A 12391-nucleotide genomic window follows, 5' to 3' on the forward strand; every position below is an offset into this window, starting at 1 on the left:
GGCAAGATGATCGCCGGGTTAAACGGCAGAAATATTCAAATGGGGCGTGGTGGTGCCGAATGGAAAACGGCCCGGCGATGCACACCGGGCCGTCTCCTGTTCTGACTGGCGGGACAATGCCTACCAGATGCCGACGCGCTCTTCCGGCGGCAGGTAGAGCTGGTCGTCCTCGGTCACGCCGAAAGCTTCGTACCAGGGGTCGAGATTCCGCACGACGCCATTGGTCCGGTATTGCGACGGGCTGTGCGGGTCGGTGACCAGGCGCTGACGCAGATTGTCCTCACGGTAGAGGCGGCGCCAGACCTGTGCCCAGGCCAGGAAGAAGCGCTGGTCGCCGGTCATGCCGTCAAGCTCGGGTGCAACACCATCACAGCAGGCATCGAGATGGCGGTGATAGGCCGAGTAGGCCATCTGCAGTCCGCCGAGATCGCCAATATTCTCGCCCATGGTGAAGGTACCATTCACAAACATGCCCTCGATCGGGGAGTAGGTGTCGTACTGTGCGCCGAGCGCGCCGGAGCGCTGTTCAAAAGCCTCGTTGGTCTCAACCGACCACCAGTTGCGAATACGGCCCGCCTCATCGAACTGGCGGCCCTGGTCATCGAAGCCATGGCCGATTTCGTGACCGATCACCGCGCCGATCGCGCCGTAATTGATGGCCGCATCGGCATTCGGATCGAAGAAGGGCGGCTGAAGGATGCCGGCCGGGAAGGTGATCTGGTTCATCAACGGGTTGTAGGACGCGTTGACCGTTTGCGGCGGATAGGGCCACTGGCCACGATCGACCGGGCCCTGCAGGTCTTCAAGCTGGTCGTTCCAGTTGAACTCGTTGATCCGCACCAGATTGCCGAACAGGTCATCGGCCTGGATTTCGAGGTCCGAATAATCCGTCCACTCGTCCGGATATCCGATCCGCGGCTCGAAGGTGGAGAGTTTGAGGAGGGCTTGCTCGCGCGTCTCCTCATCCATCCATTCGAGATTTTGCAGGCGTTCCTCGAAAGCTGCGATCAGGTTGGCGACGAGGTCTTCCATCTGGTCTTTCGACGAGGCCGGGAAGTGACGCTCGACATAGACCTGACCGACTGCCTCACCGAGTGATCCGCCGACGAGATTGACGCCGCGGCGGTCACGCGGGCGCTGCTCCTCGGTGCCGTTCAGCGTGCGGCCATAGAGGTTGAAGCTGGCCTGGTCGAAGGCGGCCGGCAGGGCATTGGTGTTGTTGTTGAGGATGTGGAAGGTCATGTAATCCTGCCACACATCGACCGGCGTGTCGGCGAAGATCTGGCCGGCACCCTCGATCGCGCTGGGTTGCGCAACGAGATAGGACTCGACGCTGCCCAGACCCAGCGAGGTCAGGCCTTCGGTCAGGTTCAGCGACGGGGCCAGCGCAGACAGCTGGTCGAGCGGCATCGGATTGTAGATTTCCTGGATGTTGCGGCTGCGTTCCTGGGTCCAGTGGACTTCGGCGATGCGCACTTCCAGGTCCATGATCGCGTTGGCTTTTTCCTCGCCGCCATCGATGCCGGCCAGATCAAATATCTCTGCGATATAGGCACGGTAGGCGTCCCGGTATTCCTCGAAGCGCTCTTCTTCGTTCAGGTAGAAATCACGGTCCGGAAGACCCAGCCCGCCCTGGCCGACAAAGACCGTGTAGCGGGTCGTGTCTGCCGGATCGGGAATGATGCCCGCGCCAAAAGGCGACTGGTGATGCAGGGTGGCGAACAGGGCCGCGACGTCGTCATGGGTCTCGGCCGCCGCGATCTCGTCCAGCCAGGGCTGGATCGGCTCCAGGCCGCGCGCCTCGATCGTGTCGGTATCCATCCAGCTGGCATAGAGATCGCCGACCTTCTGCTCGACCGTGCCTTGCGCCGGGCTGGCAGAGGCGAGATCGACGATGATGTCCTGAACATGCTGCTCGGCCTCAAGCGCAAGCTCGGTGAACATGCCGTAATTCGACAGATCGCCAGGGATTTCCGTGGAGTCGAGCCAGGCACCGTTGGCGTAGCGGAAGAAGTCGTCACCGGGGTCAACCGACGCATCCATGCCGGCGGTATCAAAACCCCAAGCTCCGAGTTCGGCAGCGGCAACCTCCTGGTTGCCATCATCGGTCATGCTGTCCTGCTGGACGGCATCATCGGTCATCGCCGTATCGTCGCCGGCGGGTTCACCGCACCCGGCAAGAAGCGCCAGGCAGGCACCGCCCAATAGCCACTTTTTCATCGACTTGAACTCCGTTTGTGATTTCGCGGAACGGCAGTCCTCCCCGCCGCCCGCATCTGGAAAATTTCCTGACATTAACCTATCGGAAGGGTGAGAAAATTCAATTCACATGACCAGTCGCAGCCCGGGACAAGTCCGCGCGGAATCCCGCATGAAAAAAGGGCCCGGCGTGTGCCGGACCCTTCTTCAGCGGTCAGTGGGAGGATCGCTGGTCTACCAGACCTTCACCCGGTCTTCGGGGGGCAGGTAGAGCTGGTCGTCCTCGGTCACGTCAAACGCCGCGTACCAGGCGTCCAGATTGCGCACGATTCCGTTGGTCCGATATTCGGACGGGCTGTGCGGATCGGAGACGATGCGCTGGCGCAGATTGTTCTCGCGGTAGTGCCGGCGCCAGACCTGGGCCCAGGCCAGGAAGAAGCGCTGGTCGCCGGTCAGACCATTGAGCACGGGGGCTTCCCCGTCGCAGCAGGCATCGAGATGGCGGTGATAGGCGTCATAGGCCATCTGCAGACCGCCGAGATCGCCGATATTCTCACCCAGTGTGAAGCGCCCATTCACATTGACGCCCTCCAGAGGTGAGAAACCGTCGAACTGGGCCACCAGTTCATCGGTCAGTTCCCGAAAGCGGGTGTCGGAGTCTTCCGTCCACCAGCTCATCTGGGCCCCGACGGCATCGTAATTGCGGCCGCTGTCATCGAAGCCGTGACCGATCTCGTGGCCAATCACGCCGCCAATGGCCCCGTAATTGATCGCCGCATCGGCGTTCGGGTCGAAGAAGGGAGCCTGGAGGATCCCCGCCGGGAAGAAGATCAGGTTTTCCGTCGGCCGGTAGGAGGCATTGACGGTCTGGGGCGGATAGCTCCACTCGCCGCGCTCGACCGGTCGGTCGAGATCGGCGAGGTTTTCATCCCACTGCCACTGGTCGATCCGCATCATGTTGCCGAAATAGTCGTCGGCGCGGATCTCGATGGAGGAGTAGTCCTCCCATTCCTCCGGATAGCCGATCCGGGGCAGGAAGCCTTCGAGTTTGACCAGCGCCTGGGCGCGGGTTTCGTCGTCCATCCAGTCGAGGTTTTCCAGCCGGATCGCAAAGGCGTCGATCAGGTTCTGGACGAGGTCGTCCATCTGGTCCTTGCTCGATTGCGGGAAGTGGCGTTCGACATATATCTGGCCAACCGCCTCGCCGAGATTGCCATTGACGACATTGACGCCGCGCAGGTGACGCGGGCGCTGTTCCTCGATTCCATTGAGTGTGCGCGAATAGAAATCGAACTGGGCGGCATCGAAGTCCGCCGTCAGCCGCCCGGCATAGTCGCTGAGGAAGTGGAAAGTCAGATAGTCCCGCCAGGTCTCGACCGGAACGTCACCGACCAGGGCCGCGAGCTCAACCAGCGCACCTTCCTGACGGAATTGATAGCCGTCGCGGATGCCGACGCCGCGGGCCTCGAACAAGCCGCGCCAGTCGAAATCGGGCGCGAGAGCTTCAATCTCCTCGATGGTCAGCTCGTTGTTGAGCGCTACCGGGTCCCGGTTCTGCTCACGCGTGTAGTGGGCTTCGGCGATACGGGTTTCGAGGTCGAGAATGTCCTGCGCCCGGCTGGAACCGTTCTCGATCCCGGCGAGTGTGAAGAGTGTCTCGATATAGCCGAGGAAGGCGGTCCGGACCTCTGCCATCTGCTCGGACTCGGTGTCGAGATAATAGTCCCGGTCCGGCAGGCTCAGCCCGCTCTGCACGACATAGGGAATGCGCGTGCGCGGGCTGTTGACGTCGGTACCAACGAAGACCGCGATAGGCGTGTCGTATTGCAGCGTCGCGAACGCCTCGATCACGTCGGCGTGGGTTTCGATGGCAGCGAGATCGGCGAGCCAGGGCTGGATCGGTTCCAGGCCGCGCGCCTCGATGGCGTCGGCATCCATCCAGCTGGCGTAGAGATCGCCGACCTGTTGCTCGACACTGCCCTCGGGCGCATCCATTTCCGACACGTCGGTGATGATCTGGAGGATTTGTTCCTCGCCCCGGTCAATGAGGACGTGGAACATGCCGTAGTTGGACCGATCGGAGGGAATCGCGGTCCGGTCGAGCCAGCCGCCATTGGCGTAGCGGTAAAAGTCGTCACCGGGATCGACACTGCGGTCCATCCCGGTCAGGTCAAATCCCCACTCGCCAATTTCCGGGGCGGCAACGGCCATGTCCTGCTGGCCGGTGCCCGCAGATCCGATGTCGGCGGTTTCAACGTTGGTGTCGGTACCGACGGCGGTATCGGCGTTATCGGTTTCCGTTGGCGAACAGCCCGCCAGAATGAGGGCGGACACCCCGCCCATCAGCCAGTATTTCATCCTTGATTCCTCCCTTGGCATGATGCCGCGCCGTCCGTCTGAAGCGGGCGTTCGCGGCTGCGATTGCGGAAGGCTACAACGCGGAATAATTCAAATCTCACAAAAGTTTGGGGGGAGGTGCGGTCATCGCACCTCCCCCCAGCGTGTTGAATTACCGGCGTGTTGCCTTCCGCCTATTCCGCCGGCTGGATCGTGCCGACATCCACTTCCGGACGGCCATCGTCGGTCTCGTGATAGGTCGAGCCGATGCCCGGCTGGCGCTTGCCCGTATAGAGCCCAACCACGCCCCGCTTGATATCCACGCCGATGGCATACATCGCCGGGACCAGCAGAAGTGTCAGGAACAGGGCGAACACGACGGCAAAGCCGAGCGCGACGACCATGGGTTTCAGGAATTGCGCCTGGGTCGAGGTTTCCGCCATCATCGGCAGGATGCCGAGGAAGGTCGTCACCGAGGTCAGGATGATCGGGCGGAAGCGTTGCACGCCCGCATCGATCAGCGCCTGGAAGGCCCCGACACCGTTGGCCCGCAGCCGGTTCACGAAGTCCACAAGCACCAGGTTGTCGTTGATAACGACGCCTGCCGCCGCACCGACCCCGAAGTAGGAGAAGAGCGCGAAAGGCATTCCGAAGAACAGGTGCCCGAAGATCGCACCGGCAAGGGCGAAGGGGATGGCGATCATGATCAACAAAGGCTGGGCGTAGGATTTGAAGGCGACAGCCAGCAGGATGTAGATGCCGACCAGCACCAGCAGGACCAGGCGGACCAGCTCGGCCATGAACTGGGCCTCACCCTCGGCCTGGCCCGTTTCGACCCGGCTGACATTGGGGTGACGTTGCTCCCAGTCCGGCCAGAAGTCCGCTTCCAGGCTGGACGACACTTCACCGCGGGCCGCCGGATCGGTCAGTTCGGCACTGACCGAGATGGTGCGCATGCGGTCGCGGCGGTTGATCCGGTTCAGACCCGGCGCGAATTCCACATCGGCCACGGCGGAGAGGGGCACTTCCCGCCCGTCCGCGGTGCGGATGCGGAAATTGCGCAGCGTGTCGAGCGAACGCCGGTCATCGGTCGGGAAGCGCACCATGACGCGCACGTCCTGGCCGTTGCGCGGCAGGCGCATGACTTCCTCGCCATAGAAGGCCTGACGGACCTGGCGGGTGACATCCGCAAGCGTGATGCCCAGAGCCTGTGCGTCGGGACGCAACGAGAATTGCAGCTCTTCTGCGGAGGACTGAAGATTGTCCACGACGTCATAGAGCGTGTCGTAGGAGCGCAGCTGGGTCTTCAGCTCGTCGGCGGCCAGACGCAGCTCGTCGAGGTTCGGACCGGAGATGGCAAAGCGCATGCCGCCACCGCCATCATTGATGGTCGTGTCCAGGCGCACTTCCTCGGCATCCGGGATCGGTCCCAGGAATTCGCGAATGGTCTGGGCCACGTCGCGGGTCGCAAGACCACCGGGGCGGTCTTCCGGCTCGGCCAGCGTGATCCAGGCGCGGACACGGCCGTCAGTGGCCAGCGTCGAGCGGCTTTCGATCATGTCGACTTCGCCGGGGAATTGCTCGCGATAGTATTCCTGGGCCTCGTGCTCGGCTTCTTCAAGCTGGACACGGACCTGCTCGGTGCGCTGCCAGGGCGTGCCTTCGGCGAGCTGGATGTTGACCTGGATGGTCTCGTTTTCGATCTCGGGCATGAAGACCGACCCGACCCGGTTGGTCGCCTGCAGCATGATTGCGACCGCGAAGATGCCGATGAAGAAGATCAGCGTGGAATAGCGCCGCTGAACCGCGAATACGGCGGCGTGGCGGTACACATTCCGCGCGAACCAGATCATCGAGTCCGCGATGGCCTTCTGCAGCTTCAGAAGCGGCCCGAAGAAACCGTCCATGCGTTCCGGCTTCATGTGGTTGAGGTGGGCCGGAAGGATGAGCAGGGATTCGATCAGCGAGAAGCTGAGCGCCGCGATCACGACGAGCGAGATCTGGCGGGTGAACTGCACTTCCGGGCCGGACAGCATCATCCAGGGCGCGAACATCAGGATGGTGGTGATGACCGCGAAGACGACGGGTTTGACGACCATCTGCGTGCCGACAACAGCTGCCGTCAGGCCGGTTTCGCCGCGCTCCACCCTGTTGTGTATGTTCTCCCCGACAATGATGGCGTCATCGACCACGATCCCGATCACGATCAGGAAGGCGAACAGCGACAGCATGTTCAGGGTCACACCGAACATCGGCAGCAGGAGAAGCGAGCCGAGGAAGGCGACGATGATCCCGACAGTGACCCAGAAGGCCACGATGGGGCGCAGGAACAGGACCAGGGCGATCAGCACGAAGAGCGATCCCCAAAGGGCGGAGCCCGCAATCGTGTTCATCCGCGCCTCATAGGCTTCCGAATTGTCCCACCAGGACGACAGCGAGACGCCCTGGGGCAGGTCGGCGCGCTTGCGCTCGAGATAGTCATGCACACCGTTCGCGGTCGTGACGACGTCCATGTTCTCGCTGGTCTCGACGACGACGAGCGCCATCGGTTCACCGTTGAACGTGCCGACGAGATTGGCGTCGACGAAGCCGTCGACGACATTGGCGATATCGCTGACGCGGATCGTGCCGCCTTCCGCCGTCTGGCGGACGATGATGTTGTTGAAGTCGTCCTCGTTGTCAGCCAGCTGACGTGCGGTCAGCGAGACATCGCCGATATCGGTCCGGACCTGGCCGGCTGACGCGTTGAGCGAGGAGTTGCGCAGCGCGCGCGCGACCTGGTCGAAGGTCAGATTGTAGCGGCGCAGGGCCGTCTCATCGATTTCGATCGAGACTTCTTCGCCGAGTGTCGCCCAGACATTGACCAGCGACGCCCCGGGGACCTGGGCAGCCACTTCGTCGCGGATTTCCCGCGCAATGCGTTGCAGGTCGCGCCGCGGGATATTGCCGTGAACCGCAAATCCCACGACCTGGTCCTGATTGCGCCACTGGCTGACGATCGGCCGGAACGCCGAGGGCGGCAGGTTATTGACCGAGTTCACCTGCTGCTCGATCTGGTTGATGAAGGTCTGCATGTCGACGCTGCGCGTGCCTTCGATATTGATAAAGGCGTTACCCTCGCGGGCGGTCGAGGTGATCGTCTCGATCCCGTCAATCGAGGACACCGCTTCCTCGATGCGGACGACGATCTGCTCTTCCATCTCCTGGGGCGAGGCACCCGGCCAGGCGACCGAAACCGTTGCGCCGGAGAAGGCGGCGGTCGGGAAGACCTCCCGGTTCATCGAGAGGTAGCCCATGATGCCGCCGAGGATGGCGACGAGCATCAACAAGTTGGCGGCGACAGAATTCTGGGCCCACCAGGCGACGATGCCCTTGAATTCCTTTTCCTGGTGCACTTCGTTCGGATCGGTCATCGCCACCTCCTTCGATGGTCGTCAGTCTGACTAGTCGGCGCTGGCTACGGTCGAGGCTTCGTCGCCTTCCGCAGCCGTGTCGGCGTCTTCGCCGTCTTCACCTTCATCTTCTTCGTTGTCGTTCGCGCCGGTTTCGATGACGGCCGAGAGCGCGTCGATCACTTCACCAGACTGGTCGAACGTGCGGATCCGCATGCCGTCGCTGGCCGCCCGGATGGGCGAGGTGATCACCATGTCGGTCTCATCGACACCACCAGAGACTATCAGTTGCTGGGGGTTCGACGTGATCACATTGACGTGTCGCACAGCCAGCGTGCCGCCCTCTTGGGCCACATAGACCTCGTCGGATCCCCGTAGGGCCGAGCGCGGCAGGACGTAGGCATCGCTGACGGTACGGCCCGTGATCGCGGCATCCACGAACAGGCCCACCGGCAGGGGCGACCCGTTTTCCTCGGCCGCGGCACCATAGGGGTCGTTGATCTGGACGATGCCGTAGAGCACGCGGGTTTGCGGGTCGATGGCGCTGTCGGTGCGAACCAGGTGGCCGGTCCATTCGCGCAGCTGACCAGCGAGCACGGCCGAAAGCGTCACTTCCGGGGCCTGAGCCGGGTCGGCGGCCTGGTAGGCTACCGGAATGTTCAGCATGGACAGCTGGTCATCGGTCAGCGGCAGGCGAACCTGGACAACATCGGTCGAGAAAACCTGACCGAGGCGCGTACCGGGCGTCACATACTGGCCGAGATCGGCGCCCTTGGTGCGGACACGTCCGTCAAAGGGTGCAGATACACGGGTCCGGGCCAGGTTCAGATTGGCTTCCTGGAGCTGGGCGTTGGCGGCCGCCAGACCAGCGCGGGCCTGGGCCAGCTGCGGTTCGCGAAGGGTGAGGGCAGAGGCCTCCCCTTCGCCAAGCTCCGCCCATTCATCGGCGGCGAGTTCGGCTTCGGCTTCTTCACGGACGAGAAGCTGACGGGCCTGGGCGACCTGGGACTGGGCCCGGGTCACGGCCAGCCGGTAGTCGGCATCGTCGATCTGGATGAGGGTTTCACCGGCCTCGAAGAAGCCGCCCTCGATGAAGTTCGGATTGACGTAGACGATGCGGCCGGAAACCTGCGGCACCAGATCGATCTGGGTGCGCGGGCTGACCTCGCCTTGCGTCGCCACGGTGAGTTGGACATCGGTCCGTTCAACCGGCGCGGCAAAAACCGCCACGGGCCGGGGCTGGGGATTGGCCCGTTCCGGCTGGGGCGCGCTGGCGACCAGCACAAAAATCGCTGCGGCAAACCCCGCGATGAGGAGCAGGGGAAGCCCGAACAGCAGGCCGCGTCCAAGGGATTTATTCATGACGGTCTCCTAACCTTCCGTCGCGACGGTCGGCGTCGTGCGGTAATTGCCGGCAATGGCGAGATACAGATCGACGCGGTTCGTGGCGCGTTCGCGCCGGGCGCTGATCAGGAAGCTTTCCGCGCTGATACGCCGGCTCTGCGCGTCGAGCAGTTCGAAAATGGTGGCCACGCCCGAAGTGTACTGGCGCAGGACAAGGGCTTCGGCTTCGGCGGCTTCTTCAGCGGCCGCTGTAAGCGCTTCGACCCGGTCGGCGAGGGCAGCATCGGCGTGAATGGCGTCCTCGGCCTCGCGCCAAGCGGTCAGCACCGTGCTGGCGTATACGGCCAACTGGGTCCGGGCGGCGGCTTCGGCCCGGTCACGTTCGGCGCGCAGGGCACCGCCGGAAAAGATCGGAGCCGTCAGCCCGCCAATTAGCGAGCCGATCACGGCATCGGAGTCGATGAGGTCTCCCAGATCCGGAGCGGACGCATCAAGCGAGCCCGTCAGGGTCAGGCGCGGCAGCAGGGCGCGGCGCGCCTCGGAAGCGCGGAGCCCGGCTGATGCCAGGCGGGCTTCCGCTGCCTGCACGTCCGGACGGCGGGCGAGAAGATCCCCCGGTGCGCCGACACCCGCCAGCGCCGGAAGTTCCGGCAGGTCGCTGTCGTGGGGCAGGCTGGCATCGGGATAACGCCCGAGCAGGATTTCGAGGCTGCGCGCGGCCGCCGCTTCGGTGCGCAGGCGCGAGGCGAGCGCGGCCCGGCTGGACGCCAGGGCGCTGCGTGCGGTGCGGACATCGGACGATCGCGACACACCGCGCTGAAAGCGGCGATCGACGAGCGACAGGGATTGTTCCTTGGTCTCGACATCGAAGGCGGCCAGTTCACTCTGCAGCCGCGCCTCGATCAGGAAGAACCAGGCCTTGGCGACCGAACCGGCGACCGACAGGCGCGCCCCTTCAAGGTCGGCCTGTGACGCTTCGGCATCGGCGACACCGGCCAGCGCGCGATCGGTCAGACGCCCCCAGACATCCGCTTCCCAGGAGACGCTGGCTCCGAGCGAATAGGTCGTGGAACTGCCCGCATTGGCTTCGCGCTGCGTCACGCCGCCATCCGCCGAGATCGACGGCATCCGGCCCGCATTGGCGCTGCGTGCACTGGCACGGGCTCCTTCATAACGGGCGACGGCAGCGGCAATCGAATAGTTCGCAGCGTCCGCTTCGGCGACCAGGCTTTCAAGGACCGGATCGTTGAATGTCACGACCCAGTCGTCGAGCCGGTCGGCGGGCAGCGCAGGTGCGGCCGCCCATACCGGAGCGGCTGAAAGGCCAGCGTCACGGGCTTGATACAGCGGCGCGCTTGCGCACGACGTCGTCAACAGGGCCGTAGTGGCCAGGAGTACTAGATGTTTCGGCATACCTCGTCCTTGATGCCGCGGTCCCTCAATTCGGATGCACCCTATTTTCGGTTTTCTGAATGTCAACAAATTTTTATCGAAAAACGCTAAATCCATAGCGAATGCCGTGAAAAGCTTCGCGATTTTCGAGATGGATTGGCGTCAATCTCCACAAACCGGCACCGAAGGGATGGCTTCGCGTCCGGCGCATCCCCGTGTCATAAGGGCGCGCCATACGCTATGGGCTGCTTTCCGGCGAGTGAACTTTGAGCAACAATCATGATCCCGAGGGCCAGATGGCCCGATTGCGCAGACGCGACGTAATCGCTTTTTCGGCGCTCGCGGCCGTCGTTCTGCTGGTCCTGGCGACGCTGGGGCCCCTGCATTTCTGGGAAGCCGTCGCGGGCATGGCGGCCTTCGCTGCCCTGGGCGGCATCTATTATCTCCTGGTCAGCGTGCCGGTCTCGGAGGCCCAGGTCGACCGGGCCGCGCTGGCGGAAGCCGAAGCTGTCCGCCGGGCCGGTGAACTGGCGCGGGCGACGCTCAACCGGCTGCCCTTCCCGGTGACGCTGATCGGTCCGGGTGGCCGAATAGAGGAAGCCAATCCGGCCGCACGGGATTTCCTGGGCCTGGGCAGTGAAGGGGGGCTTTTGTCCGCCGCCCTGCGGCAGCCGAAAGTGCTGGAATCGGTCAGCGCGGCGCTACGCGGCGAGAGCGGCCCGGCGGTGGAGTACTCAACTTTTGCCCCCATCGAGAGCCATGTCCGGGCCCATGTCATCGCCTTGAAAATCGACGAGGACGGACCATTTCCCTGGCGGGCGCTCCTGGTGCTGGCCGACGAGACCTCGATCAAGCGCGCCGAACGCATGCGCGCCGACTTCCTGGCCAATGCCAGCCACGAATTGCGGACGCCGCTGGCTTCGCTCGCGGGCTTTATCGAGACGCTTCGCGGTCATGCGCGGGAGGATATCGCGGCGCGCGACAAGTTTCTGGCCATCATGGGTGACCAGACCGAGCGGATGCGCCGCCTGATTAACGACCTGCTGTCGCTCAGCCGGGTCGAAATGGATGAACATGTCGCGCCCAGCGGGCAGGTCGACCTGGCGTCCATTGCCGGCGACACGGCAGATGCGCTCGCGCCCCTGCTGAAAGAAAAAGCCATCCGGCTGGAGGTGGATGCCCCCCATCCGGCGTTGGCCATCGGAGAGCGCGACCAGATCGTCGAAGTCGCCCAGAATCTCCTGGAGAACGCGATCAAGTACACGCCGCGTGAAGGACGGATCGTGATCGAGGTTCGCAGTGACCTGACCCGGGACGCGTGTGAGAAACCGGTGATGGACTCGAGCGAACGATCCGGGCGGCTTGCCATCGCATCCCCGCCGGGAAGAACGGGCCGTCGTTATTCGGTGCTGCGCGTGCGGGACGAAGGTACCGGAATCGAACGGCGTCATCTGCCCCGGCTGTCAGAGCGGTTCTACCGTGTCGACGGGCAGAAGAGCGGACCCAAGGAAGGCACGGGCCTTGGGCTGGCAATCGTGAAGCATATCGTCACCCGTCACCGGGGTGGTTTCCTGGTCGAAAGCGAGCCGGGGAAAGGCACTGTCTTTACTCTGGTCCTGCCCATGCTGGCCGCTCAGGAGAGCGCCACACGCGGCTAGCGACAACCGCGTCACAGAATTGCTTCTGCCGCTGTCATCAAACTGTCGTTTGACTGTCATAAAGCCGCG

Annotated in this window: 6 protein-coding genes; 1 reads left to right on the forward strand and 5 read right to left on the reverse strand. The window is 63.6% G+C overall.

Annotated features, from left to right (window positions below; genetic code table 11):
* Window positions 1–120: 120 nt before the first annotated feature.
* The 5 genes from V0U35_RS04110 to V0U35_RS04130 all read right to left on the reverse strand — a co-directional run bounded on the left by V0U35_RS04110 (window position 121) and on the right by V0U35_RS04130 (window position 10685).
* The gene (locus V0U35_RS04110; RefSeq protein ID WP_330195385.1) at window positions 121–2220 is read right to left on the reverse strand and encodes a M13 family metallopeptidase; all 2100 of its coding nucleotides are present in this window, start codon (window positions 2218–2220) and stop codon (window positions 121–123) included.
* Window positions 2221–2433: 213 nt separating this feature from the next.
* Window positions 2434–4557 carry a M13 family metallopeptidase gene (locus V0U35_RS04115; protein ID WP_330195386.1) on the reverse strand — a complete coding sequence of 708 codons (2124 nt, stop codon included), beginning with the start codon at window positions 4555–4557 and terminating at the stop codon, window positions 2434–2436.
* 173 nt (window positions 4558–4730) lie between these two features.
* On the reverse strand, window positions 4731–7949 hold the full coding sequence (locus V0U35_RS04120; RefSeq protein ID WP_330195387.1) for an efflux RND transporter permease subunit: 3219 nt from the start codon (window positions 7947–7949) through the stop codon (window positions 4731–4733).
* Window positions 7950–7979: 30 nt separating this feature from the next.
* Window positions 7980–9290, reverse strand: a complete 1311-nt coding sequence (locus V0U35_RS04125; protein ID WP_330195388.1) for an efflux RND transporter periplasmic adaptor subunit — start codon at window positions 9288–9290, stop codon at window positions 7980–7982.
* 9 nt (window positions 9291–9299) lie between these two features.
* Window positions 9300–10685, reverse strand: coding sequence for an efflux transporter outer membrane subunit (locus tag V0U35_RS04130; RefSeq protein WP_330195389.1), 1386 nt, complete (start codon window positions 10683–10685; stop codon window positions 9300–9302).
* A gap of 275 nt (window positions 10686–10960) precedes the next feature.
* Between V0U35_RS04130 and V0U35_RS04135 the strand changes: the two genes are divergently transcribed.
* Window positions 10961–12322, forward strand: coding sequence for a sensor histidine kinase (locus tag V0U35_RS04135; protein WP_330195390.1), 1362 nt, complete (start codon window positions 10961–10963; stop codon window positions 12320–12322).
* Window positions 12323–12391: the final 69 nt, after the last annotated feature.

The organism is Hyphobacterium marinum (assembly GCF_036330325.1).
Lineage (GTDB): Bacteria > Pseudomonadota > Alphaproteobacteria > Caulobacterales > Maricaulaceae > Hyphobacterium > Hyphobacterium marinum.

Excerpts from the sequence above, each read along its gene's own strand:
- V0U35_RS04110 (WP_330195385.1), bottom strand. The coding sequence starts at position 2,220 with ATGAAAAAGTGGCTATTGGGCGGTGCCTGCCTGGCGCTTCTTGCCGGG.
- V0U35_RS04115 (WP_330195386.1), bottom strand. The coding sequence starts at position 4,557 with ATGAAATACTGGCTGATGGGCGGGGTGTCCGCCCTCATTCTGGCGGGC.
- V0U35_RS04120 (WP_330195387.1), bottom strand. The coding sequence starts at position 7,949 with ATGACCGATCCGAACGAAGTGCACCAGGAAAAGGAATTCAAGGGCATC.
- V0U35_RS04125 (WP_330195388.1), bottom strand. The coding sequence starts at position 9,290 with ATGAATAAATCCCTTGGACGCGGCCTGCTGTTCGGGCTTCCCCTGCTC.
- V0U35_RS04130 (WP_330195389.1), bottom strand. The coding sequence starts at position 10,685 with ATGCCGAAACATCTAGTACTCCTGGCCACTACGGCCCTGTTGACGACG.
- V0U35_RS04135 (WP_330195390.1), top strand. The coding sequence starts at position 10,961 with ATGGCCCGATTGCGCAGACGCGACGTAATCGCTTTTTCGGCGCTCGCG.